Genomic DNA, 26,444 nt, shown 5'->3' on the forward strand with positions numbered 1-26,444 from the left:
CGGGTCTTGCGGCTCGCGACTGCACGGTCGTCAGAATCGAATCCTGCAGAGAAATCAATCTACATATACGATCTCCGTCGCGGCATTCTTGGTCAGGTGCGGAATATCCTGCCCTTTCTTGAGATAGAGCGACTTCACCTTCTCCCCACGATCGCATTTAAGAGTCTGGAGTGCCGGACAACCCGACACGTCGATCGAGGTTATCCCGTCATACCAAACATAGTAGGAGGCTACTGTCAGATCCAGCGATAGCAACTTGTTACCGATCATCGTAAACTTCTCGACATCCGCATAATCGGTTCCCAGCGGCGACAACGATTCGATCGGATTGTCTCCAAGATTAATCAAGGCCAACCCATAATTCTTGGTGCAATTCAATTCTTTTACCTTTGTCAAACCGGAAAGGTCTATTTCACTTAGATCATTACTCATGACATTGATCTTTTCCAGGTTCGTGAAGTTTTCGATCCCCTCCAGCGATGTCCATTGGGTACCATAGTAGCTGGGGTTATATGACAACTCGGTGGCGGCCAACCCTTTCTCCGTAATGATTCCGGAAGTAGACCCCAATGCGACGATCCAGCCCTGTTGTTGCAGCCACTTTACAAAATCCTTATCGACAAACGAAATCAGTGTCGCATTCGGATCTTTCTGGATAACGGACAACTCTTTGGTAATGCCAGCACCCTCAATCGTAATCTTACCTCCGCGACTGGTAGTTGCCGCTCCGAGATGGAATGTAAGCGTCTTCGTTTCCAGCCCACGGGTTTCGGGCACCTGCGTGATCCAATCGTCGCTAATCATTACTTTGTAATCTACATTGGCATTCACATCAACGGAGAAAGAACGCTCCGCAAGGTCAAACTCAAATGCCGTATCCTCGATATTGATTGCATATATCCGGTTCTGGGTCAGCGGAATATCGACCGACTGCCCCATGCCCGAGACCGTGACCACGGTCGAACGGTCATCGTAATCCGGGTTCTTGGCAACGGTAAACTTCAAGACCGTGTTGCCGAAAACGTCGTTGCGCCCGACATACGTGACCCAATCCCCGCCGCCGTCGGAAAACGCGACGGCCAATTCCGGAATGTTCGTATGCAGTTTGACCTGGATATCGGTGCTCAATGCTTCGACGGTCATATTCTCCTCGGAAAGAAGGGTCAGCGAATAGCCCGCTTCCGAAACGATTTTCAGGGGAGCGACAGCCGATCCCGTAAAGAACTTGAAGGCCGCTTCACGGCTCTCTTCGCTTGTATTCGGATCGATCGTGAAGGTTACCACATCGCCGCTCTTCCCGGCTTCGGCCGAAGGATGCACCCAGTCGCAGACACCTGCGAGCCGCCAGTCTCCCGAACTGGTTACGGTCACCTGCGTCGTCGTCCCGTCAGGCCCGGCGGGGATGGCATCGGGGGTAATGGATATCGTGGCCCGGGAAAGGTCGTCCGCCGTATCGTCGTCGGAACAGGCGCTGAGCGCACAGGCCACCGCTACAAACGCTATAAATATCTTTTTCATAAAATCTACGTTGTTTTAGGTTCTCAGTCGAACTGCACTCCCCGCAGCGGCGTGCTGCGGGGAGTACAGCACACAATCGGATTAAGGCAGTTTATAACGCGTTGCGTCGTTCTTTTTGTAATAATACTCGGGCATCAGCAGTTCCTCGTCATAGAGGCCCCGGGCAACAGACTGGCAACGGCTCACCTGGAACCGATAGTCGCTGAAATCGCTTACCAACGAATTGGTATGCCCCAGTGCGAAGAACATGTAATAGCCGTATCCGGCCTCCTTCTTCGAGCGGGCTGTGCCCTCGCTCGAATCCCCGCTGCCCCGGTTCAACTCGATCGACATGCCGGAGCACTGCTTGACGGTCATGCCCTGCATCGGCGCTGCGGTTCCCCCGTAATCGGCGACGGCATAGTCGACGAACATGCCCGGCTCGACCCCGTCGACAGAAGGCATCCGGCTATTGATACCGCCCAGATAGTAAACCATGACGGTTTTATCGGGCATGGCTTTCTTGGTTTCATAGAGCAGCCGGGAGGCGGCAGCCGACGACCACGGCGCAAACCAGGGATTGCTCAGGTCGGGAGAGTTCGAATACTCGTCGTCGAAACCGACGCCGTCGAGGTTGTAGGCATTGCAATAAGCGGCCAGCTCCTTGGCAAACTCGCGGCAGCCCATATCGGACAGCTGTGCCACGCCGGCGGCATCGTGGTTGCCCAGGATACCGAGGATCACCTTCATGCCACGCTTGCGCAACGGCTGCAGGAACTGCTCGTTGTTGTCCAGCAGGAACTGCACGTTGGGGTTGTTCAGCACATAGACCCGTCCCGTTTCCGCATTGTAATTGATATTGGCCGAAAAAAGGATGATGTCGTCGAAGAAGAGCTTGCCGCTGTCCTTGAGCACGAACTCCAGCGCATTGAGCGGGTTGGTGTCGTTGACCTCGAAATAGCACACGTTCCTCACGGCGTCGGGGCCCTTGTAAGCGTCGCCCTGGGCTCGCAGGTCTTTCACCAGATAGACCGCATGCTGCGCCTTTTCCGAGAGCGTGATACCCTCGGTCGAGGAGGTTGCCTTGAGCGGAAGCAGATAGGTCGTCCCCTCCTGCAATTCGCTGCCTGCGGCCAGGGTAACGCCCACCCCGACCGAACGGATCTCGTCCGGGGCCAGCAGCAGCTTGCCCTCGCGGTCGATGGCGACATTGGCCGCGGGGAAGAGTTCGAACTCCGTCCCGTGTTCGGCATTGTAGGTTTCCAGATAAGCGGGATCCATCTCGATCTTCACGTCGACACCCTTCTGCGGCGCTTTCGTAAGGCGGAAGAAGACCTCGGTCTGGTGTTTGTCCGAGCGCAGTTCGATCACCGACTCGTTCTTGTTCGACGTCACGTCGAGCAACATGCCGTCGACGCGCTTCACGGCGTCGTATGCCCCCTCGTCGACAGGCTTGCCGCCCTCGATGTCGTCGGTGCAGGCCGTGAATGCCAGGCCACCCAACATCAGCGCAAGCGGAAGGATGCTGTATTTCAGATATTTCTTGGTGTTCATAATCGTTTCAGGTTAAAGGTTAGCAGATTATTTACCCAGCTCGGGAAGCGATACATTCACCCACTTCAACTCCTTCTCGACGGTAAGGTCGTTCCCGTAGGAGGTCTGGTCTTTGATGGTCTTGCCGGCTCCCTCGTCGAATTTCCAGTAGGCCACCAGTCCGTCGGAAGCCGCGGCCACCTGGTAGAAATGGTCGGGGGCATTGATCTCCTCGGGGGTCAGCGCCTTGTTCCAGATACGCACTTCCGAGATCTGGCCGTCGAAATAACGGTCGCTGGCATACGAATAACCGATCCAGAAGCAACGGGGCTTGCCGTCCGATTCGTCGGAATGGGCTACGCCGAAATTCACGGACGAAGTACCGACGTTGCCGCTGCACTTCTCCGCACCGTCGAGGTATACTTTCACGTTTCCCGACTCGAATGTCACGGCCACATGGTACCAGCGGCCGGCATCGAGTTTGAGATCCGAATTGGTCAGGTTCCTCGACGAAGCCACCTGTATCTGGTTGGGATCCACGCCCGAATCGCCGATACGGACGAGGAACTTGCCCTCGATACCCATGATGGTGGAGATCTGGTTCTTGAACGCATTGCCGTTGATCAGCGCCTCGAGCGTGAAGGTACGCATGTTGGTTACGGGCGAGGCATCCTTCCAGTCGGGCCATGCACGGTTCTCGGCGATACCGGCCACGACGTTGATAAGCGCGGCACCCTTGAAGATATAGTAAACACTGCGGGCACTGGGCAGCACGTCGATACCCGACACCGAACGGATCGTCACGGGCAGCACATAGCGCTCGTTCTTGTCCAGCAGGTTCACGTCGACGAACCTGATCGTCACGGGAACGCTCGCCACGCTTCCGGCCTGTATCCTGGTCTTCGTCTCATCGAACTGGTAGAACTCCTCGGAGAGCAGTTTCACGTCCTCGTCGTAGAAGGCCTGGCGGTAGTGGTCGAACAGTTCGGGAGCCGCGGCGAACTCGATCGAAATGTCCTGCCCGACGGGCTTGGCGATGCCGGCCGTGATTTCGCGCTCATAGGAGGGATTCGCAGCCTTGATAAGCATCTCGTCGGTGAAATTCGTCGCCGAGATGAAAAGTTTATTGTCGTAATGCTGCCTGGACAGATCCTCGTTCTTGCAGCCTGCCAGAGCGACGGCGGCAAGAGCCGCGACAGCAATATTTAACTTGTTGAGTTTCATAGGTCGCATTAGTTTTTAGGTGCGGGATTCAGGATATCGACCGCCTCCCGGATGTTTTTATAAACCAAAGTCAGGTTGAAATAGTCGTTCTGCGCGTTGGCGATGGAGATACCCAGTTTCTCATAGCCCGACGCCGGGCTTACGACCCACTGGGCAGCGCCCTTGGTGGCACGCACACGTGTCTTGCCGTCGGCCTCGTAGCCGGAGAAATAGCCGCTCTCATCGCTCAGGTCGGTGAGCGACGGGGTCGTCACGCCGATGACGAACCGGTCGGTCGGAACATCTTCCACGGCGGCCATCAGCACGGCGAACGACATCTTGTCGGCCGAAGTTGCGGTCAGCGCCGGGATGACGATATAATCGCATTCGCCCAGGACGGACTTGTCGATGAGGTTCTGCGGATTGCCCTGGAAGACCAGCACTTTGCCGGAGTTGGCGCCGCTCCAGGTCTTCACGTTCGAGAAGAACGCCTCCTGGCGTGCGGCATACTGCGCTATTTCCTCGTCCTGCATAGCCTGCGGGGCACGGCCGGTATAGTTCACCTGGACACCGTCGTAACCATATTTGGCACACAGGGTCAGCTGGCTGACGGTCTGCTGCCTGCAGAACTCCAGGAAACGGAGCTCCAGCTCCTCCTCGGGGGTCGGTTCGCCCTCGCCGCCGCCTTCGCCGCCCTCGTCCTGAGTTGCCTCGGGCGTATCGGGCGCAGCAGGTTCTTTGGGTTTGTTGGCCTCCTCATCTGCGAGGACTTTCTCCCAGAGTTTCTCGATCGCATTATAGTCGATGTTGTAGATCACCCGGGTGCCCTTCTCGCGCACCTTGGCGAATTCACCCGCCAGGGTCGGATGCAGGTTGTCGGGATTCATCAGGCAGATGATGTCCACGCTGTCGGGCATGGTCGTCAGGTGCTCGTTGCGCTGGGCCGGAGCCGAGGTGGTATTGTCCATCGAGACGAAGACGACCTTGTGCTCGCCCGCCTTGTAATCCCGGAGCGCCTGGAGGTACTGCTTGTAGAGCTCGGGGTTCTGCTCCTCGAGCGAAGGATAGTTGATGTCGAGGCTTTCGGTTTCGGTCCAGTCGCTGCACGCCGCAAGAGAGAGGGCTGCAACGGCTACGGCCGGGAACAGAAATTTCTTGATATTTCGTTTCATAATCGTTTAGCGTTCGGATTGGTTATTATTTGATTGCGGGGTTGCAATCCCACCACATACGGGTCGCCATGTTGTCGGCACCCTTCAAAAGCGACGAAACCGCATTGTTGACGTTCACGTTGTTGTTCGTGTATTCGTCTGCCGGATAAGGCATGCGGCGCGCCCCGAGCTCGGAATCGACCACCCCGAGGCTCTTGTTGCCGTTCTCGGTGGCAGGCATCAGACGGGGATAACCCGTGCGGCGGTAATCGGCCCAAGCCTCATTGCCCACCTGCCAGTTGGCGATCCACTTCTGCGTGATGATGCGCTCCTGCATCTGGGCAGGCGAAGCACCCGCATCCCAGGCAATGGTAATGTCGGACAACTCCTGCGAATAAGAATTCGAATTGGCAGGATCGGCATAGAGCTGCGGTTTGCCCGTGGCATTGGCCAGGTAATTGTCGGCGCCCGACACACCCCACTCCTCGAACGAGAGGCGGATGCCTTCGTTATAGAAATCCTCGGCTTCGCCGGAGCCCATATTGAACCCGAAGACCCCCTTCGCCTCAGCCTTCAGGAAGGCGACCTCGGCTGCGTTCATCCACGTGACGGGCGAGGAAACCGAGATGTTGACGCCCGAATACTTGCGTCCGACGGAATTCAAATCGGGTATCACGATACCGCGGCGGATACCCACATAGGTATGGCCCTCCCACTCCGACTTCGTAAAATATTTCTCGCGGCGCGGGTCAGAGTAACCGTTCATATAGCAGATAATGTCGGCAGCGGCATGTGTATCGCCGCCCGTCAGGCAATCTGCGGGCTTGTTGTAGTTGACAGCCACGTAAATCGGGTTGCCGTCGGCACCGAACGACGTCAGCCTGGCGTTGTCGGCATTCGACGTGATGACGCCCACCTCGCTGTTCACAGCCGATTCGGCCATCTCGCGGGCTTTAGCCTCGTTCGCATAGACAATACGCATGGCCAGGCGCAGTTTGAGCGAATTGGCCAGTTTGCACCATTTCTCGGCGCTGCCGCCGTAGATATAGTCGGCCTTGGCGGAGATGGCGTCCGTGCGGTGTTCGGTAAGTACCTTGATCGCGGCATCCAGCTCTTCGAAGAACTTGTCGTAAACCTTCTCCTGCGAATCGTACGGCACCTGGATCTGGCCGTTCTCGCCGATCATCGAATAAGGAATCGGGCCGTAGGCGTCGGTCACACGGTGCATGGCGGCCACCTTGATGATGTCGGCGATCGCCAGCACGATGGGATCTTCGGTCACCTTCTTCAGCTCGCGCAGGTTCGAATAGAGCACGGGGATCGTCTTGTCGCTGTACATAAAGACGTTCGTCCAGTCATCCGTCGGGTTGTAGTTCATGATCGTATTGTCGAACTTGCCCGTCGTGGAGTAATATCCGCCCATGGGGCCGCCCAGCAGCACATCGGTAAACTGCGCCGTATTGACGTCGGTCGAAACGACCGTGCTCGCGAGCGAGGTCAGCGCCGAGCCGATGATATAACCGTCGGTCTGCATGTCGTCCTCCGACGGCTCGTAGGGATTGGTATTTATATCGAGGTAGTTGGCAGTACAGGCCGTACCGACAAGTACCAACGCAGCCAGAGCCGGTTTTAATATATTGAATTTCATAGTCATCGTGCAGATTAGAATTTAACTCTGAGGTTGAAACCGATATTGCGCATCGAGGGCGACATGAAATAGTCGACCCCCTGGTAGTAGTTACCCGTAGTAGCGATGGTCTCGGGATCGAAAGGAGCCTTGTTGTAGATCATCCACAGGTTGCGGCCGACGAGCGACAACGTGATCTCGCAGATGTCGCCCAGCGTCTTCTTGGGAATCGTATAGCCGATCGAAGCTTCCTGCAGGCGCACGTTGGTAGCCGAATAGGTATAATACTGGGGCACGGAGTTACCGCCGCCGATAGCCGTATACCACTTGTTGGCATCCACCAGGTCGTTGCCATTGATCATAACACCGCCGGCATCGCGGGCGGCAGCCGTAGCTTCGGAAACACCGTAGTAGTCGAGCATGGACTGCGTACGCGAGAACACCACGCCGCCCAGGCGGGCCGACACCATGAACCCGAAGTTGAAGTTACGCCAGCGGAAGTCGTTGCGCCATGCCATGTTGGCATCGGGGAGCACGCTGCCCAGTTTGATGTAGTTCGCCACATCGGTCACCGGCTCCTTTGCGATTTCGCCCTTCTCGTTGATATAGACGGCTCCGTTGCTGTCTCGCTTGAGGTCGATGCGCGAATAGAAGTCACCGAGCGTACCGCCTTCGCGGAGGATGAAGCGGGCATCGCCCAGACCGCCCATATCGAGCTGGTCGACCGAGAAATGTTCGCCGGTCTCGGGGTTGACCACATCGTCGGCCAGCGAAAGGATCTTATTCTTGTTCGCCGACAGCGTGTAGTTCGAATCCCACGAGAACCTGCCCCACGTATTGCTGTAACCCAAGGCGACCTCGAAACCGCGGTTGCGGACATTGCCCGACTGGATGGTCAGCTTGGACGAACCCGAACCGGTGGAAATATTGGGCTCGAAGGTCTGATCCTGCGTCTTGGTGTTATAGTAGGTGAAGTCGAGGTTGAAGTGGCGCAGGAAGCGCATCGTCAGACCGACCTCGAACGACTTGGTGCGCTCGGGCTTGAGGTTGTAGATCGGGAAGCGGGTCTGGGTGCTCCAGTTCAGGCCGCTCTCGCTCCAGCTGTAACGCGGATTGGCAAGATAGCGCTCGAAGGCCACACCCACCGATGCGTACGACGCACGGAGTTTGACGTAGGAGAGGTTCTTCGGCATCTCGGGGATGAGCTGCGACAGCACGACCGAAGCGCCGACCGAAGGATAGAAGAACGAGCTCTTCACCGAGTGCTCGCCGGCCAGCTGCGAAGGCCAGTCGTTACGGCCGGTCAGCGTGAGGAAATAGGTGTTCTTGAAGCCGACCTCGACCGAAGCGAAGACCGACTGGGTCTGCTCGCGCCACCCTTCCTGCAACCGCTTGGTCTTGGAGGTATTGCTCAGGTTCTGCACGTTGAAGACGTTGGCCAGCAAGGGCTTCTCGTCGGTGATCTCGCCGTCGGGGATCGGGCCGCGCACCTTCATGGCATCGTAGCGCATGTCCGAGATCGAGGCTCCGACGTTAGCCTGGAGCGACCAGTTCTCGCCGAAGGTCTTGTTGATATTCACCAGCACGTCGCCGTAGACCTGCTTGTCCTTGGTCTTCGTGATGCCGTAAAGACCGTTTTTCGAGCCCTCGGTCAGCTGCGTGAAGGTCGAAGCATAGAACTTTTCCGTATAGTCGTTGCTGCTGTTGTCGACCCGGATACGGCCGGAGACATTGAGCCAGTCGAGCACGTCGTACGAAAGCGCGGCACTCAGCATGTAACGGTCTTTGTTGTTCTCGCGCAGGTTACGGTAGTTGATCCAATAGGGGTTCTGCATCGTCATGCCGGCATCGCCCACGGGCCAGTACTGCGTATAGAGACGGCGGGCGGGATCGTAACGCTCGTACATCTCGATATCGCCCCAGTCATTGCCGCGCGGAAAGATATAAGCGCCGACCAGCGGGTTGTTGTAGGTACCCTGGTTGGTCATGTTGCGGTCTTTCTGCATCACATAGCTGGCACCCACGTCGAGTTTCAGTTTGTCGTTGAGGAACGAGGTGGTATTGCGGAACGTGAAGTTGTATCGGTCGTAACCGTTGTTGGGGACGATACCGCGCGAATTGACCGCCGCGGCCGAGAAATAGGTCTGGTTCTTTTCGGTACCTGTCGAGAGCGACACGCTCTCGGTACCCGTTACGCCGGTCTGAAAATAGTCGTCGCGGGGATTGTAGCCCATGTAGTTGGAACTGTTCAGGCGGTTGCCCCAACTGCGGACGAAAGAACTCTCGGTCGAATTGAGGTCGCCCGTACCGTAACGGTTCTGGAAATCGGGAAGGATGAACGGGGACATCACCTCCGTGCTGCTCGAAACGGTCACCGAAGTGTAGCCCGCCTTGCCGCGCTTGGTCGTGACGACGATGGCACCGTTGGCGGCATCCGAACCGTAGAGCGCAGCCGCGGCCGCACCGTTCAGCACCGACATCGACTCGATGTCCTCGGGGTTGATGTCGGCAATGGGATCGGTCGTACCCTGCGAGGCGAACTCCGTGCCGCCGTCGCGGGCCGTCGTGAACATCGGCACGCCGTCGATCACGTAGAGGGCGTTCGAAGACTGCGAGATCGATTTCTGACCGCGCATGACGACCTTCGAGGCACTGCCGACGCCGCCCGACGACGAGTTGATCGTCACACCGGCGACCTTGCCGCTGAGCGAATTGATGAAGTTGACGTCCTTGTTGGCTACGATGTCTTCGGAATTGACCTGCTGCACGTTGTACGACAGCGCCTTTTCCGAGCGTTTGATACCGAGGGCCGTAACCACGACCGCGTCCACATCCACCGCCGACTCCCGGAGCGTAAAGGTGATGTTGGTGCGGCTGCCTACGGCCTGTGCGATCGGTTCGTAGCCTAAATAATTGATTTCTAATACAGCATCAGCCGAGGGGGGGGGGAACTTGCAGCGAGAAATCGCCGTCCACGCCGGTACTCGTACCGATCGTAGTCCCTTTGATAATGACCGCAGCGCCGATCACCGGCATACCGGAAGCATCGACGACCTTGCCCGTCACGGTGACAGGCTGGCCGGGCTGTGCGGCCGGAGCTTTCTGCGAGAGTACGATCGACGTATTCTCGACGGCATAAGCGATATCGGAGGATTGGAAAAGCGTATTGAGCACATTGTTCAGCGGCGTATCCTTCACATCGATCGACACGCGGCGCGCCACGTCCACATTCTTGTCGTACACGAACAGGTAGGTGGTTTGCTTTTCGATTGCACTGAGCACCTGCTCAAGGGGAGCGTCCGAAACCCGGAGGGTTACCGGTACGGACTGCGCACTTGCCGTGCCCGCGAAAAGGCAGCATACAAGTGTCAAAACAGGCAAGAGAAACCTAACTCTCGCTTGGTTTTTCATTTTCATACGTTGGTCAGTTAATTAGGTTATTGGTTTTTCCGGATCTCCTGCCCTGGTCGGGGGAGGGGTTGTTAAAGGCGCTGTCCGGAGCACGCCTCATCATTCGTCTAAGGTCTGGGGCAATTTTTCACATAAATCTGGGCTTAGGTACTACAATCAGGTTAGGTTGGTCAGTGTATATAAATCATGTCTTTCAGTTCGTTGCGCGTATACTGGAAATCGGCGCTCTGCTGCAAAACCCACAGGGCATGGTCGATACCCTCGGAGATACGGATCTTCCCGGTGAAAAGGTTGGTCGGTATATCCTGGCGCCGCACCTCGATCTTCACGCCGTAATATTTCTCGAACTCATCGAGCAAATCCCCGAACGAAGCGTCGCGGAAAGCAATCAGCCCCTCGCGCCACAGGAACCCTTCGTGCTCGGGTATCCGCCCCAGGATCAGCCGTCCGTTGAGGTGTGTCACCTGTTCGCGCGGGCGCAGCTCGACATGGTTGTTCGTATTGAAGCGATCCGTCACGCGCACCTTACCCTCGACGAGCGAGGCGACGAATTCCCCGTCTTCCGAACGGGCCTTGACGTTGAATTTCGTACCCAGCACCTCCACGTCGCAGGCATAGGTCTCGACGACGAAAGGATGCTTCCGGTCATGCGACACGTCGAAGAATGCCTCGCCCTTGAGCCGCACCTTCCGCTCGCGCCCGACGAAGAAAGTCGGGTAATGCAGTTCGGAAAGCGCATTCATGCAGACCTTCGTGCCGTCGGGCAGCTGCACGTCGATATGCTGGCCTGCCGGGACGGTGATCGTATTGCCCGTCAACAGGAACTTGTCATACATCCGCGAGACATAGATACCCCCTGCTCCCGCAATGACCAGGATGACCGCAGCGTATTTGAGGACTTCGCGTGTCCAGCGCGGCAGGGTCAAAACCTTCGGCTTGCGTGTCGTGCGTCCGGGGTCGGCCAGCATCAGCATCGAATCGAACAAACGGCGCTCGGCAAGCAGTTCCCTGCGGTTGGCCGGATCACGGTCGATCCAGTCGAGGACTTGTTTTTCCTCTTCTACGGACGCGCGCCCGTCAAAAAACCGGTGTAGTAATTCTTTTTCCATGACATAGAGATAACACCCCAGCCGGGGAAATCCCTGAAAAAAATCGCACTTTTTTCAGGGAAAGTCCGGGTGAAGCAAGTTAAACGAATGATTATCAATTGATATAAAACCAGAAAATAAAAAAAGCCAGGTAATCTTTGAGTGCCACGCGCAGGATTTTCATCGCCTTCGAGACTTCGAATTCGACGCTCTTGACCGTAACGTCCATTTCGGCGGCGATCTCCTTATAGCTTTTGCCGTCGAAGCGGCTGCGGATAAAAATCGCGCGGGTCTTTTCCGGAAGTCTGTCCAGCGTCTCGTTCACCAACCGCCGCGCCTCCTCGCTGAACAGTTCCTCGGGGTTGCAGGCTTCGAGGGTCGAGATGCGGGTTCGGAGCATGCGCGCACCGTGGGAGTGGATATCCTCGGCGGCACGCAGGCGGACGCCCTGCGAACGCAGATGGTTCAGGCATTTGTTCTTGACGATCGTGAGCGCGTAGGGAGGGAAGGCGGAGGCGGAAAGCATATCGCGTTTTTCCCAGGCGGCCATAAAGCTCTCCATGACGATATCCTCGGCCGTGGCTGCATCGGAGACATAAGTGCCCGCGAAACGGATAAACCGTTGTTGGTACTCCCCGAACAGGCGGTTGAACGCCTTCAGATCCAGAATCGTCTCGGATTGCAACTCCATACACTCATTCATTGATAAACAAATATAAGGAAAGTGTTGCAATATCCGCGCCCTAAAAACGCAAAAAATAAACGGCCATACCCGCCAGCGCCAAACTCCGGGTAGGGCAACGCAACAGAATTTATTCCATAAATCCCTGCCATTTATATAATAACACTCCAGCGCGGGAAATCCCTGACAAAAAACCGTTTTTTCCGCACCAGACATAAAAAAAGCTCCCCGAAGGGAGCTTTCAGCCCGAATTGCCAGCCCGTTACCTGGCTTTGGCCTCGCAGTAGGCGCAGCGGCAGGTGCCGTCGGCCGTGCGGTAGAACAATTGGTCGACATCCTCCGTGGCGGAGATGCAACGGCGGTTGGAACACTCCATCTCGTTGACCACATACTCGCCGTTGAAAACCGGAGTCCGTTCGAACGGCTTGTTCCGGTCGGCCCAGCGGAGCAGGGTCAGGATCAGTGCCATACGCACGAACTTACCGTTCTCGACCTGCCGGAAATAGGCCGCGCGCGGGTCATTGTCCACGGCACGCGTGATCTCGTTCACGCGCGGCAGCGGATGCAGGATGATCATATCCTCCTTGGCTGTCCCGAGTTTCTCGGGGTTGAGCACGAAGCTGTTCTTCACGCGGTCGAACTCCTCCTCGTCGAGGAAGCGCTCCTTCTGTACGCGCGTCATGTAGAGAACGTCCAGTTCGGGCATCACCTCCTCCATGGTCTCCACCTCGCGGAACTCCAGCTTCGAGTTCTCGCTCATCTCGGCCAGCATGTAGTCGGGAAGGCGCAGCTCCTGCGGGGCGATCAGGATGACCTTGATGCCCGAGTAGCGCGACAGCGCCTTGATGAGCGAATGGACGGTGCGGCCGAACTTGAGGTCGCCGCAGAAGCCGATCGTCATGTTGTCGAAACGCCCCTTTTCGCGCTTGATCGTCAGCAGGTCGGTCAGCGTCTGCGTCGGGTGGCTGTGGCTGCCGTCGCCGGCATTGATGACCGGCACCCCGGCATACTGCGAGGCCACGAGCGGCGCCCCCTCCTTGAAGTGGCGCATGGCGATGATGTCCGCGAAGCAGCGGATCACACGTACGGTATCGGCCACGGTCTCGCCCTTCGACACGGACGACGAGTTGGCGTCCGAGAAACCGATGACGCTGCCGCCCAGCTCCATCATGGCCGAGGTGAAACTCAGGCGCGTACGGGTCGACGGTTCGTAGAAGAGCGTCGCCAGCTTCTTTCCCTTGCACGCCTCGCTGTATTTGGCACGGTTGGCGATGATGTCCTCCGCCAGCGCAACGATCTGTTCGGTTTCGGCAACCGTCAGGTCGGTCGGATCGATTAAATGTCGCATATTTTTCTTCTCTGTTTCGGTTTCGGGTTACGTAGTCCTTATCGGCATGCCCTGCCCCCCGGCTGCGAACGGGCATATCCCCGCACGGCAGGAAAGGCCCGGCCGGGAATGCGCGGCCGCAGCGAACTATTTGTCCATCCAGCTTTCGTCCGAGGGGTTGTCGCGGAACTTCAGCAGCCGGGCCTTATCCCCGGGCTCGATATACCCCTCTTCGGCGGCGACCTCCACCAGCGCATCGAGGTTCGAAAGGCTGTAATTGACGACGCCGGCCTCTTTCAGGCGCTCAAGCCCCTTTTTCATGCCGTAGGTGAAGATCGAAGCCACACCCAGCACCTCGGCACCGGCCTCGCGCAGGGCGTTCACCACCTCGATGCAGGAACCGCCGGTCGAGATCAGGTCTTCGATCACGACGACCTTCTGCCCCTGCTCCAGTTTGCCTTCGATCCGGTTGCCGCGGCCATGGTCTTTCGAACCGCTGCGCACATAACCCATCGGCAGGTCGAGGATCGTCGCCGTGATGGCCGCATGGGCGATGCCGGCGGTCGAAGTGCCCATCAGCACCTCGGCACCGGGGAATTTGGTGCGGACGATCCCGGCAAGCCCGGCCTCGACATGTCCGCGCACGACAGGTGCCGTCAGCGTCAGGCGGTTGTCGCAATAGATCGGGCTCTTGATACCGCTGGCCCAGGTAAACGGCTGCTCGGGGCGCAGGAATACCGCGCCGATCGAGAGCAGGTCTTTCGCAATTGATTTCTCCATGGTAATTTTCGTTTTTCGGTTATTTTTTCAGTTCCCCGGCCACCCACTCGACCCACGGGTCGACGTTGTCGGCGAGCGTCGCGGGCAGCGGCAACGGGATGCGCACGTCGGGCGCGATCCCCTCCCGGTCGATGCCGCGCCCTGCGGGAATCCGTTTGGAACGGGTGACGGGCACGATCATCCAACGCGCCGTGTCCCGAGGGAAATAAAGTATCTCGCAGTTCGAATAGTCGAGGCACCCCAGCGTGTTGTCCTGTCCGTAGACGGTCGTACGACGGCTGCACGCCTTGATTTCGAGCACCAGCTGCTCACCCGACGAAGCCACCCGGCCGTCGACGATCAGCGCGGCGCGCCGGGGCACCGGCGACACCGAATCGTAACGGATACGGTAGGTTTTGCCCTCTTCGAGAAATTCCCCGGCCGGGGTTCGCTCCATACGCGCAACCTTCCTGCGTCCCCGCTCCGTATTCCCGGCAAACTCCCGGACGTGGGCGATGGCTATATCCGATACGCGGTACTCCATGGCATCCTCCGCACCTTCCTGGTCGTAGAGCAGTTTGAGCAGGGGTTCATAGGCATTGTCGCTCCCGCCCATATTGCCGCGGATGTCGACGACAAGGTTCTCACAGCCCGAGGCGCGGTAAGCCGCGACAGCGGCCCGCACTCCGGCGATTTCGGCATCGGTCAGGTCGCACGACGGGAATCGGATCAAATACGTATCTTCGTCCACGCGACAGTGCATGAACTGCGGATCGTAACGCTTCATCCGCCCGGCATAGTCCGTATCGCGGCGCAGCGACTTAGCCCGGTAGGCTTCGACACCGGGTGTTTGGAGGTGCGAATCGTCGAACCAGCCGAGGTATTCGGCAATGGCATCATAGACGTCACGGTCGCCGGAAATCTCGCTTTGCAGCCGCCCTTTCAGTGCGGCGTACTCCGCTTCGCGGCCCGCGGTCTTGTCCGGATAGCCGGCATAGGCGCGTTCCACGACATCGACGGCATAGTCGAAATCGGACACAGCGTCCCCTGCCGGGGTTTGTGCCCCGGCGGGCAGCAGGCAAAGCACGGCCGCAGCCGCCAGCGACATTCGCAGCAAGGTCTTCATCGGGCAGGTTCGTATGAATCGGCTCCCCGGATCGGTTCTTCCCGACCGGAGGGTTATTCCAGTGCCGAACGTAAAATCTTCTCCACCTCCTCGGGATAAACCCCGCCTTCGTGCACCTTCACGCCATCGACATAGAATGTCGGCACGTAGTAATAGTCGAACGTGTCGGCCAGCGCAGGCTGCTCCGACTCCTCGATCATCTCGATCCCGACGGCAGCCAGCTCGGGGTGCGCCGCCCTGGCCTCTTCGATGTAACGCAGCGCCTTCTTGCAGAAGGGGCAGTTTTTCAGGTAGAAAAGTTTTACCGGTTTCATAACTATACTGTTTAAAAGTAACTTCGCGGATTATCCGCAGAATTCGTCCACACAGCGGCGGTAGGCTGCCACGGGGTCGGCCGCGGCGGTGATCGGGCGTCCCACGACGATGAAGTCGGAGCCGATCTCCCGCGCACGGGCAGGCGTGGTGACACGCACCTGATCCGCCACGTCACCGTCTGCAAAACGCACGCCGGGCGTGATTGTGAGGAACTCTTTTCCGCAGGCTTGGTGTACCATGCCCGCTTCGAGCGGCGAGCATACCACGCCGTCAAGCCCTGCGGCCTTGGTATTCTGCGCGTATTTCACGATCGTGTCGCCGATCGAAGATGCGATCAGCAGCTCCTGTTGCATACGCTCCTCGCTGGTCGAGGTGAGCTGTGTCACGGCGATCAGCAGGGGGCGCGTACCGTCCTCGCGCGTGAGCCCCTCGAGGGCATATTTCATCATCTCGATGGTACCCGCCGCATGGACGTTGCACATATCCACATCCAGCCGCGACAGTACGGCCATCGCCTTCTTCACCGTATTGGGAATATCGTGCAGCTTGAGGTCGAGGAAAATCTTGTGCCCCCGGCGCTTGATCTCACGCACGATTTCCGGCCCTTCGGCGTAGAACAGCTCCATGCCGATCTTGAGGAAAGGTTTGCGTGCCTCGCCCCTGAACAGGTCGAGGAATTTGAAGGTATCTTCCGCAGACTTGAAGTCGCAGGCGATAATTACGTCATGTTGCATATCGTACGATTTTACGTTCATTCTACAATTCCGATTATGTCGCTCAGCCGCCCGATCCCGAGCCGTTGCATCTCGGCAGGCAGCGCCTCGACGATCTCCTTCGAGGCATAGGGGTTCGCCAGGTTCGCGGCGCCGACCTGTACGGCCGTAGCGCCGGCCATCATCATCTCGATCACGTCGCGGGCCGTCGTCACGCCGCCGCACCCCATGACGGGTATTTTGCAGGCCTTGGCAACCTGGTAGACCATCCGCACGGCCACGGGGAAGACCGCGGCACCCGAAAAACCGCCCATCGTATTGGCGATGACCGCCTTGCGGTTCCTGACGTCAATCCGCATCCCCAGCAGGGTATTTATCAGGCAGATGCCGTCGGCGCCCGCCTCCTCGCACGCCCGGGCGATCGAAACGATGTCCGTGACGTTGGGCGACAGCTTGATGTAAACGGGTTTGGTCGTCACGGCCTTCACGGCGCGCGTCACCTCGGCGGCACACTCGGGCGACGTGCCGAACGACATGCCGCCGTGCCGCACGTTGGGGCACGAGACGTTGACCTCGATGATGCCGACCTGCGGCTCGCGGTCGATCCGCTCGCAGCAATAGGCGTACTCCTCGACCGAAAAGCCGCTGATATTGGCGATCACGGGTTTATGGAAAAAAGTCTTCAGGCGCGGCAGCTCTTCGGCGATCACGGCGTCGATGCCCGGGTTCTGCAACCCCACGGCGTTGATCATGCCCGCCGTACATTCGGCGATGCGGGGCGTGGGGTTCCCGAAGCGCGCATCGCGCGTGGTGCCCTTGAACGAAAACGACCCGAGGATGTTGATGTCGTAAAAATCCCGGAACTCGTTGCCGTACCCGAACGTACCGCTGGCCGGCACGACCGGGTTATCCAGTCTCAGGCCGCTCAGGCTGACGGACATATCCGCGGCGGGTTTTTCCGCGGGCCGGTTTTGTGCGATGAACTGCTTGTTTACCATATGACCTCCCCTTTCGTTAATACGGGCCCCTCCTTGCAGATGCGCTTGTTCCCGTATTTGGTTTTGCACGAACAGCCCATGCAGGCCCCGAAACCGCAGCCCATGCGCTCTTCGAACGAGAGCTGCCCGTCCTGCTGCACGGCGTCGCACAATGCCCGCAGCATCGGCAGCGGCCCGCAGGCATAGAAATAGTCGAACTCGGGGCGGCACTCGGCGATGGCCGTCGTGACGAAACCCCTGACACCCGCCGAACCGTCGGCCGTAGCCAGATCGACGTCGCAGCCCAGCGCCCGGAATTCGTCGGCATAGAAAACCTCGTCCGCCGTATTGAACCCGAGCACCACACCGACCCGTTTGCCTGCCGCAAGCAGCACTTTGGCCAGGTTGTAGAGCGGGGGCACGCCTACGCCGCCGCCCACCAGCAGGGGACGCTGTGCGGCATTGTGCACGTCGAACCCGTTGCCGAGCCCCGTCAGCAGGTCGAGCTCCCCGCCCGCAGCCATACGGCTCATCTGTGCGGTTCCCTCGCCCACCACCTTGTAGATGAGCGTGAGCGTCGTGGCGTCGTAGTCGCAGACCGAGATCGGACGGCGCAGGTAACGGCCTTCGAGGGCGATGTCGACGAACTGCCCGGGGGCGGTGATCCACTGCGTATCCCCCCCGAGCACCATGCGCCATACGGTCGCCGTCAGCGGTTCGTTGGCAAGGATTTTATAGATGCCTTTTTTATACATGCTTTTCTGTCCCGATGTGCCGCAGGTGCGGCATAAAACCCGAAATCACTTCGCGTCGATGGTCGAAACCCCGAACGTAATCTCTTCCAGCACGTCCAGCAGCACCTTCACCGTTTCGAGCGCCGTAAATACCGTCACGTTGTTCTCGACGGCCGTGCGGCGGATCTCGTATCCGTCGAGGCGCGTGTTATGCTGGTTGACGTCGATGGTGTTGATGACGTAGCTCACATGTCCCTGGCACAGCGAGTCGATGATCTCCGAACTGCCTTCGCTCAGCTTGCGGCGCGTACGGGTACGGATGCCGTGGTTGCGCAGGAACTCGGCCGTCCCGGTCGTGGCCTCGATGTTGAAGCCCAGGTCGTAGAAACGCCGCACGAGGGGCAGCGCCTGCTCCTTGTCGTGGTCGGCGATCGTGACGAAGATCGTACCGTAGTTGGAGACGTTCATGCCCGTGGCCTGCAACGCCTTGTAAAGCGCGCGGGTGAGTTTGTCGTCGTAGCCGATCGCCTCGCCCGTGGACTTCATCTCGGGCGACAGGTACGAATCCATACCGCGGATCTTGGCGAACGAGAAAGCCGGGGCCTTGACGTACCAGCGTTTCTTCTCCTTGCCGTAGACTTCGGTGATGCCCAGCTCGCGGAGCGTCTTGCCCAGGATGACCTGCGTGGCGATGTGCGCCATGGGCACGCCCGTCGACTTGGAAAGGAACGGCACGGTACGCGACGAACGCGGGTTGACCTCGATGACGTAGACCTCGTCGTTTTCGTCGAGGATGAACTGGATGTTATAGAGGCCGACGATGCCGATCCTCAGGCCGAGTTTGACCGTATAGCCGATGATCTTGTCCTTGGCCTTCTGGCTGACGCTGAAGGTCGGATAGACGCTGATCGAGTCGCCCGAATGGATACCCGTACGCTCCACATGTTCCATGATGCCGGGGATGAAGACGTCCTTGCCGTCGCAGATGGCGTCCACCTCCAGCTCCTTACCCATGATATAGCGGTCGACCAGCACCGGCGAATCCTCATTGACCTCGACGGCCGTCTGCAGGTAGTGGCGCAGGCGCTCCTCGTTCGAAACGATCTGCATGGCACGGCCTCCGAGCACATAGCTCGGGCGCACCAGCACCGGGTAGCCGATGCGGGCGGCGGCCTTCACGCCGGTCTCGATGTCGGTGACGGCCTCGGCCTCGGGCTGCGGGATGCGCAGCTCTTCCATGATCTTCTCGAAGCAACCGCGATCTTCGGCGTTCTTGATCGCCTGCGTATCGGTACCGATAATGGGCACGCCCAGCTGCGCCAGCGGCTCGGCCAGGTTGATGGCCGTCTGTCCGCCGAGCGACACGACGATCGCCTTCGGTTTTTCGAGGTGGATGACGTTCATCACGTCCTCGACCATCAGCGGTTCGAAATAGAGCTTGTCGCTGGTAGTGTAGTCCGTCGACACGGTTTCGGGGTTGTTGTTGATGATGATGGCCTCGTAACCGGCCTCGCGGATCGACCAGATGGCATGCACGGTCGAGTAGTCGAACTCAACGCCCTGCCCGATACGGATCGGGCCCGAGCCGAGCACCACGATCTTCTCCTTGTCGCTCACGACCGATTCGTTCTCGTCCTCGTAGGTCGAGTAGAAATAGGGCACGTAGGAGCTGAATTCGCTGGCGCAGGTGTCGATCATCTTGTATACGGGGAAGACGCCGTTCTTCTCGCGCAGCCGGTAAACGTCATACTGCGAGATGCCCCACAACTGGCCGATGAACTTGTCGCTGAATCCCATGCGCTTGGCGTCGCGCAGGGTTTCGACATCCATCGGGTGCGCTTTCACCTCGCGTTCGAATTCGACGATGTTCTTGAACTTTTCGAGGAAGAACATGTCGATCTTCGTATTGTCGTAGATCAGCACCAGGTCGATGCCGTTGCGGATCAGCTGCGCGATGGCATAGAGGCGGTCGTCCGTAGCGTCCTTGATGTATTCCAGCAGCTGCGCGTCCGACCAGTCGTCGAATTTCTTGTGGTAGATATGGCAGACGCCCGTTTCGAGCGAGCGCATCGCCTTCAGGAGGCTTTCCTCCATCGTGCGGCCGATGGACATCACCTCGCCCGTGGCCTTCATCTGCGTACCCAGTTTGTTCGACGCATCGCTGAACTTGTCGAACGGGAAGCGGGCGACTTTGGTGACCACGTAATCGAGCGTCGGCTCGAAGCTGGCGGGCGTATTGGCCAGCATGATCTCGTCGAGCGTAAGCCCTACGGCGACTTTGGCCGTCACACGCGCGATCGGATAGCCGCTGGCCTTCGACGCCAGGGCCGACGAGCGCGACACGCGGGGGTTCACCTCGATCAGGTAGTATTTGAACGACAGGGGGTCGAGTGCGAACTGCACGTTGCAACCGCCCTCGATCTTCAGCTCGCGGATAATCTTCAGCGCCGAGTCGCGCAGCATCTGGAACTCCTTGTTGGTAAGCGTCTGGCACGGCGCCACGACGATCGAGTCGCCCGTATGCACGCCCACGGGGTCGATATTCTCCATGCAGCAGATGCTGATGGCCGTGTCGTTGTGGTCGCGCATCACCTCGAACTCAATCTCCTTGTAGCCCTTGATGCTCTTCTCGACGAGCACCTGGTGCACGGGCGAGAGGAACAGGGCGTGGCGCATCATTTCGCGCAGCTGCTCCTCGTTGTCGACGAAGCCGCCGCCCGTACCGCCCAGCGTATAGGCGGGACGCAGCACGACGGGATAACCGATCTGGGCGGCGACCTCCACGGCCTCCTCGATCGACATGGCGATCTTCGATTCGATCACCGGTTCGCCCAGCGACTCGCACAGCTCCTTGAAAAGTTCGCGGTCTTCGGCGCGTTCGATCGACTCGAACGAGGTACCCAGGATCTCGACCTGGCACTCCTTCAGGATGCCTTTGCGGGCCAGCTGCACGGCCAGGTTCAGACCCGTCTGGCCGCCCAGCCCCGGCACGATGGCGTCGGGACGCTCGAAACGGATGATCTTGGCCACGTATTCGAGCGTCAGGGGTTCCATGTAGACCTTATCTGCGATATGCGTATCGGTCATGATCGTCGCAGGGTTGGAATTCACCAGAATTACCTCGTATCCCTCCTCCTTGAGTGCGAGGCACGCCTGCGTACCCGCATAATCGAATTCCGCGGCCTGGCCGATGACAATCGGGCCGGAACCGATGACCATTACCTTGTTTATATCTTTTCTCTTAGGCATTTTTACGCTCCTCCATTATTTTGGTAAACTTCTTGAACAAATAGCCGCTATCCTGCGGGCCCGAGGCACTCTCGGGGTGGTACTGCATCGAAAAGACACCGTCCCTGGCGCACTCCACGCCTTCGGCCGTGCCATCGAGCAGGTTTACGTGCGTCAGCCTGAGGTCGGTGGCGGCCAGCGAGTCGATGTCCACGGCATAGCTGTGGTTCTGGCTCGTGATCTCGATCCGTCCCGTCTCCAGGTTTTTCACGGGGTGGTTTCCGCCGCGGTGGCCGAACTTCATCTTCACGGTCTTGGCGCCATAGGCGAGCGATATGAGCTGGTGCCCCATGCAGATGCCGAAAATCGGCAGTTTGCCGCGCAGTTGCCTGACCAGCCCGATCACCGGCGTCACATCCTCGGGGTTGCCGGGGCCGTTCGACAGCACGATGCCGTCGGGATGGAAGGCCATGATCTCCTCGACCGTCGAGTCGTAGGGCACGATGGTCACGTTGCAGCCCACGCGGTTGAGCTGGCGGATGATATTGTGCTTGATGCCGCAGTCGACGGCCACCACGTCGTACTTGTGGTTGGGAACGCGCGACATCCAGCGTTTCTTGCAGCTCACACGTGAAACCATATCGTGCGGCAGGCGATACTCGGCGAGCTTGCGCATCGCTTCCTCACGGGGCGTGGCGGCATCGGTGACGATGACCTTCTGGCTGCCCTCGTTGCGGATAATGCGCGTCAGCGTGCGGGTATCTACGCCCCAGATCGCCGGGATGCCGTACTCCTCGAACACCTCGTTCAGGGTTTTCGTATACCGGAAATTCGACGGCGAGTCGTTATACTCGCGCACGATCATACCGCCGATGGTCGGGTTCTTCGTTTCGTAATCCTCGTCGGTCATACCGTAGTTTCCGATGAGCGGATAGGTCATCACGACCATCTGATCCGTGTAGGAGGGGTCTGACATGATCTCCTGATACCCCACCATCGAGGTATTGAAGACGATCTCGTTGATAGCCTCTCGGTCGGCACCGAAGCCGTAACCGTAGAACTCCCGGCCGTTTTCCAGAACAATTTTCTTCGTAAATGGTTTCATTCTTATCTATTGGTTTTCATCACTTCGTCCGTAAACACTTCCCTGCCGCCCACGACGGTCATCGCCGCACGGCCCTGTACTTCCCAGCCCGCAAACGGAGTCGCCCGGCCCATCGAAAGGAACGTCGCAGGGTCGACCCTGTACCGTGCATCGAGATCCAGCACCGTAAAGTCGGCCTGGTCGCCGACATGCAGCCCGCCGCCCAGGCCGAATATCCGGCGGGGATTGACAGCCATCAGCGCGATCAGCTTTTCGAGCGTGATAATGCCCGGCAACACCATATATTTATATAACAGCGGGAAAGCACACTCCAACCCCACGATCCCCATGGCGCTTGCGGCCAAGCCGCGCGACTTCTCCGCGGCGGTATGGGGCGCATGATCCGTGGCGATCACCTCGATCGTGCCGTCCGTGATCCCCGCAAGCAGGGCATCGCGGTCAGCGCGGCTGCGCAGCGGCGGGTTCATCTTGAAGCGCCCGTCCTCCTGCAGATCCTCGTCGCAGAGCAGCAGGTAGTGCGGGGCCGTCTCGCAACTCACGCGCAGGCCCCTGGCTTTGGCGCGGCGTACCAGTTCGACGCTCTCACGGGTCGACACATGGCAGACATGGTACTGGCAGCCGGTCTTTTCCGCAAGCGCGATATCGCGTTCCACCTGCCGCCACTCGCTTTCCGAACAGATGCCCTTATGCCCGTGCGCACGGCAGTACTCCCCGTCGTGGATATAGCCGCCCCGCAGCAGGTCGTCGACCTCGCAGTGCGCCACGACCGGCTTCCCCACCTGTGCAGCGCGGCGCATCGCCTCTTCCATCAGGCCGTCCGACTGCACGCCGCGGCCATCGTCCGAAAAGCCGACGACCTCGGGCGCCAGCGCCGCAAAATCGACCAGCCGGCCGCAGCCGCGCTGCCCCATCGTGATGCAGCCGTAGGGAACTACGCGCACGACGGCATCGCGGCGGATGATGTCGGTCTGCGCACGGAGCGTCTGCGGAGTGTCGGGCGCAGGGTTCAGGTTCGGCATCGAACATACCGTCGTATAGCCTCCGCGGGCCGCGGCCGCCGTACCCGTCGCAATGGTCTCCTTCTGCGAAAACCCCGGTTCGCGCAAGTGGACATGCACGTCGACAAGCCCCGGCACCACGTGGCGCCCCCCGAGGTCTACGACCCGGTCGGCAACGCCCCCGGCGGGCACGACACGCCCCCCGTCGACGGCAAACTCCCCGGCCGCAAAACGGCCGCCGTCATAAATTACGGCATTGGTATAAAGCGTCTTCATCTGCGTAAGCGTAAAAAAATAGGGCAACTGAAACAGTTACCCTAATAAAACAAAATCGCCGAAAACCGGAGGAAATACGTCGCCCAACCAATAGTCTTGCTGCCAGGAAGCCTGCGCCGACAATATGCTGGGTTTACAATTCATAGGTTCTCGGGATCACTATAATTGTGCACAAAGGTAGGGCTTTTTTGCCGGGCATGCAAAATTTAGCCGGAAAATTTTCAACAAATAATCCACACCGCCCCCGCCGCCGGAAACGCCAACCGCCCCGCAACGGCTTTACAGCCCGGAATGCCCCCGGGCAGCGTTATTTGACGATAAACAGGTCGACGCCCGCCTCTTCGACGATGGTAACCATCTGTTCGGGAATCCCGTCGTCCGTGATGATCACGTCGATATCCTCCAACGCACAGATGCGCCCGAAACCGCGCTGCCCGAATTTCGACGAGTCGGCCAGCACGATATTCTGCGACGAGGCCTTCATCATCTTGCGCGTGAGTTTCGCCTCGTCGAGCGTCGAGGTGGTGATGCCGTGTTCGAGGTCGATGCCGTCCACCCCGAAAAAGAGTTTCGAGCAAATGCAGTCGTCCAGCGACCGCGAGGCCTCCTCGCCCAGCACCGAAAGCGACTTCTTATGCACCGTACCGCCCAGCTGCACGACATTGACGTTCTCCGCCTCGTTGAGCAGCACACCCAGCCGCAGGAACGGCGTGACGATGTTCAGGTGGTGCCACTGGCGCATCTTGATCTCCTCGGCGAAGGCGTAGATCGTGGATCCCGATGCGATGATGATCGAATCGTTATCGTCCAACAACTCGACGGCGCGCTGCGCGATGAGACGCTTTGCATCGCGGTTGATATTGTCCTTGACATGCACGTCGAGGTCGGCGACATGGGGATTGGCGGGGCGGGCGCTGCCATGCACCTTGTAAAGCAGCCCTTTGCTCTCCAGGATTTTCACATCCTTACGGATCGTTACCTTCGTGACCCCCAGTTCGTTCGCCACGTCGGTGATGCGCACGAAACCGTACTTGTTCAGTTTGTCGAGGATATATTTGTGTCGTTCGGCAATGCTCAGCATATCTCTCTGTCTTTTTAGCAGTTATTGGAGCAAATATAATTATTTTTTTCGCTTTTATCAAAAAAAGTATCCGAAACCGCACTCCGGCTCGGATACTCCCGGGCCGCAAGACCCGTATCATCATCTAAAATAGGAACATCCGGTTTAATTCCGCTCCGGCTCGGCATCGTAACCGTCGGCACGCGCCCCCCACATCATCAGGAATACCAGCATGCCGACGACGGCAACGCCGATAATCCCTACATAAGCCCAGTTCCAACCGTAATGCTGCGCCACGAAGCCCAGCCCCACGCCCGAAACGACCGTGCTGGCATAACCGAACAGGCCGGTAAGCCCGTTGGCCGTCGCGGCTGCCTTTTTCGTAGCCTGGTTCGCGGCTGCAATGCCGATCAGCGCCTGCGGGCCGTAGATGCAGAACCCGGCGGCACACAGCGTGAGGAAGAGCAACCACACGGGAGCATCGGCAGGCAGCTGCCAGAACAGGAACACGAACAGCGCAGCACCCGCCATGCAGAACACGCAGGTGCGGTGCGCACGGCCCCTGAGCCATTTGTCCGTAGCCCAGCCGGCAAACAACATGCCGACGATACCGGCGATTTCGAACATCGCCACGAGCCACCCAGCATGCGACATGCTGACGCCCTTCGACTGACTCAGCAGCGAAGGCCCCCAGTCGAGCACCGAGAAACGGACGATATATACGAAGAAATTGGCGAAGCCCAGGATCCAGATCAGCGGGTTCCTGAACACGTGCTTCATCAGGAAAGCGCGGTGCTCGGCACTCTTCGTCTCCTTCTTCACCTCCTTCACCTCGGTGCCTTCCAGTTCGGGAAGCCCGACCGAAGAGGGCGTATCGCGCAGGAAGGCGACCAATCCGATCGCCCCGGCGAATGCGATGGCCGAAGGCACCCAGAAACACCATTTCCACGCCCCGACATGCGCAGCCGAAGCCATGACGCGCTCCATCCCGGCGGCATCGTCGGGGGCAACGCCCAGATTGGCGGCGATCGTCGCCACGGCGTCGGGGTCGGCCGTCATGTTCATGCCCACGGTACCCATGATATAACCGCAGAGGATCACCACGAGGCCCGCACCGATCGAATGCGAGGTATTCCACACAGACATCTTGGTCGCCAGCTCCGTAGGCGGAATCCAGTGGGTCAGCAGACGCGCGCAGGGAGGGAATCCCGTCCCCTGCAACATGCCGTTTATCACCCACATGATCCCCATGAAGAGGATCATCGTATTGGTGAACTGCGAACCGTCGTGCTGCCCCGTGATCCAGTAGGAGACATCCTCGCCGAATCCGAAGGCGAAGTTGGCCAGCGCACAGAGCGCAAGCCCGATGGCCATGTACCAGCGGGCGTTCATGCGGTCGGCCAGGATACCGTTCACGAAACGCGAAAGCCCGTAGACCACACCGTTCAGGGTCAGGAAAATACCCAGGCTGGTTTTCGAGATCCCCAGGTCGGCCTCCAGGCCGGGCATCGCCAGCGAGAAGTTTTTACGCACGAAGTAAAAGAGCGCATAGCCCACCATCGTGGCGATGATGGTACGCGTCTGCCAATACTTGAAGCGTTTGGTTTGTTCAGGAGTCATTTCGGAATGAAAGT

19 protein-coding genes and 1 pseudogene are annotated in these 26,444 nt (G+C 58.8%); all 20 read right to left on the minus strand.

Annotation, left to right across the window (positions count from 1 at the left end; translation table 11 throughout):
* Window positions 1-54: 54 nt before the first annotated feature.
* The gene (locus tag NQ559_RS02315) at window positions 55-1,488 is read right to left on the minus strand and encodes a BACON domain-containing protein (RefSeq protein WP_169342429.1); all 1,434 of its coding nucleotides are present in this window, start codon (window positions 1,486-1,488) and stop codon (window positions 55-57) included.
* A 111-nt stretch (window positions 1,489-1,599) separates the two neighbouring features.
* The gene (locus NQ559_RS02320; RefSeq protein ID WP_018695096.1) at window positions 1,600-3,051 is read right to left on the minus strand and encodes a BT_3987 domain-containing protein; all 1,452 of its coding nucleotides are present in this window, start codon (window positions 3,049-3,051) and stop codon (window positions 1,600-1,602) included.
* A 27-nt stretch (window positions 3,052-3,078) separates the two neighbouring features.
* Window positions 3,079-4,254 carry a DUF1735 and LamG domain-containing protein gene (locus NQ559_RS02325; RefSeq protein ID WP_018695095.1) on the minus strand — a complete coding sequence of 392 codons (1,176 nt, stop codon included), beginning with the start codon at window positions 4,252-4,254 and terminating at the stop codon, window positions 3,079-3,081.
* 8 nt (window positions 4,255-4,262) lie between these two features.
* Entirely contained in the window at window positions 4,263-5,405 is a 1,143-nt protein-coding gene (locus NQ559_RS02330; protein WP_018695094.1) for a glycoside hydrolase family 18, read from the minus strand.
* Window positions 5,406-5,430: 25 nt separating this feature from the next.
* A complete protein-coding gene (locus NQ559_RS02335; protein ID WP_026318228.1) occupies window positions 5,431-7,032 on the minus strand; it encodes a RagB/SusD family nutrient uptake outer membrane protein in 1,602 nt (533 codons plus the stop codon).
* Window positions 7,033-7,046: 14 nt separating this feature from the next.
* Window positions 7,047-10,428: pseudogene (locus NQ559_RS02340) on the minus strand (SusC/RagA family TonB-linked outer membrane protein).
* Window positions 10,429-10,592: 164 nt separating this feature from the next.
* Entirely contained in the window at window positions 10,593-11,531 is a 939-nt protein-coding gene (locus NQ559_RS02345) for a FecR family protein (RefSeq protein ID WP_018695090.1), read from the minus strand.
* Between the two features lie 94 nt (window positions 11,532-11,625).
* Window positions 11,626-12,213, minus strand: coding sequence for an RNA polymerase sigma-70 factor (locus NQ559_RS02350; RefSeq protein ID WP_046518118.1), 588 nt, complete (start codon window positions 12,211-12,213; stop codon window positions 11,626-11,628).
* Window positions 12,214-12,454: 241 nt separating this feature from the next.
* Entirely contained in the window at window positions 12,455-13,540 is a 1,086-nt protein-coding gene (pyrB, locus tag NQ559_RS02355; protein WP_018695088.1) for an aspartate carbamoyltransferase, read from the minus strand.
* Window positions 13,541-13,666: 126 nt separating this feature from the next.
* Window positions 13,667-14,299 (minus strand): orotate phosphoribosyltransferase, encoded by a 633-nt coding sequence (gene pyrE / locus NQ559_RS02360; protein ID WP_018695087.1) that lies wholly within the window; start codon window positions 14,297-14,299, stop codon window positions 13,667-13,669.
* Window positions 14,300-14,318: 19 nt separating this feature from the next.
* Window positions 14,319-15,404 (minus strand): S41 family peptidase, encoded by a 1,086-nt coding sequence (locus NQ559_RS02365; RefSeq protein ID WP_154653995.1) that lies wholly within the window; start codon window positions 15,402-15,404, stop codon window positions 14,319-14,321.
* A 53-nt stretch (window positions 15,405-15,457) separates the two neighbouring features.
* Window positions 15,458-15,718, minus strand: a complete 261-nt coding sequence (locus NQ559_RS02370) for a glutaredoxin family protein (RefSeq protein ID WP_018695085.1) — start codon at window positions 15,716-15,718, stop codon at window positions 15,458-15,460.
* Between the two features lie 30 nt (window positions 15,719-15,748).
* Window positions 15,749-16,453, minus strand: coding sequence for an orotidine-5'-phosphate decarboxylase (gene pyrF / locus NQ559_RS02375; RefSeq protein ID WP_026318226.1), 705 nt, complete (start codon window positions 16,451-16,453; stop codon window positions 15,749-15,751).
* Window positions 16,454-16,470: 17 nt separating this feature from the next.
* The gene (locus NQ559_RS02380) at window positions 16,471-17,430 is read right to left on the minus strand and encodes a dihydroorotate dehydrogenase (RefSeq protein ID WP_018695083.1); all 960 of its coding nucleotides are present in this window, start codon (window positions 17,428-17,430) and stop codon (window positions 16,471-16,473) included.
* Window positions 17,424-18,164, minus strand: a complete 741-nt coding sequence (locus tag NQ559_RS02385; RefSeq protein ID WP_018695082.1) for a dihydroorotate dehydrogenase electron transfer subunit — start codon at window positions 18,162-18,164, stop codon at window positions 17,424-17,426. Before NQ559_RS02385 ends, NQ559_RS02380 begins: the two co-directional genes overlap by 7 nt.
* A gap of 45 nt (window positions 18,165-18,209) precedes the next feature.
* The gene (gene carB, locus NQ559_RS02390) at window positions 18,210-21,392 is read right to left on the minus strand and encodes a carbamoyl-phosphate synthase large subunit (RefSeq protein WP_026318224.1); all 3,183 of its coding nucleotides are present in this window, start codon (window positions 21,390-21,392) and stop codon (window positions 18,210-18,212) included.
* Complete coding sequence (gene carA / locus NQ559_RS02395) at window positions 21,385-22,476, minus strand: glutamine-hydrolyzing carbamoyl-phosphate synthase small subunit (protein WP_018695080.1); 1,092 nt, start codon at window positions 22,474-22,476, stop codon at window positions 21,385-21,387. The genes carB and carA overlap by 8 nt, the downstream gene beginning before the upstream one ends.
* Before the next feature lie 2 nt (window positions 22,477-22,478).
* Window positions 22,479-23,750, minus strand: coding sequence for a dihydroorotase (locus NQ559_RS02400; protein ID WP_032136208.1), 1,272 nt, complete (start codon window positions 23,748-23,750; stop codon window positions 22,479-22,481).
* Between the two features lie 307 nt (window positions 23,751-24,057).
* Entirely contained in the window at window positions 24,058-24,831 is a 774-nt protein-coding gene (locus NQ559_RS02405; protein ID WP_018695078.1) for a DeoR/GlpR family DNA-binding transcription regulator, read from the minus strand.
* A gap of 144 nt (window positions 24,832-24,975) precedes the next feature.
* Window positions 24,976-26,430 (minus strand): MFS transporter, encoded by a 1,455-nt coding sequence (locus tag NQ559_RS02410; protein WP_018695077.1) that lies wholly within the window; start codon window positions 26,428-26,430, stop codon window positions 24,976-24,978.
* Window positions 26,431-26,444: the final 14 nt, after the last annotated feature.

Origin of the sequence: Alistipes onderdonkii (assembly GCF_025145285.1) — a bacterium.
GTDB lineage: Bacteria > Bacteroidota > Bacteroidia > Bacteroidales > Rikenellaceae > Alistipes > Alistipes onderdonkii.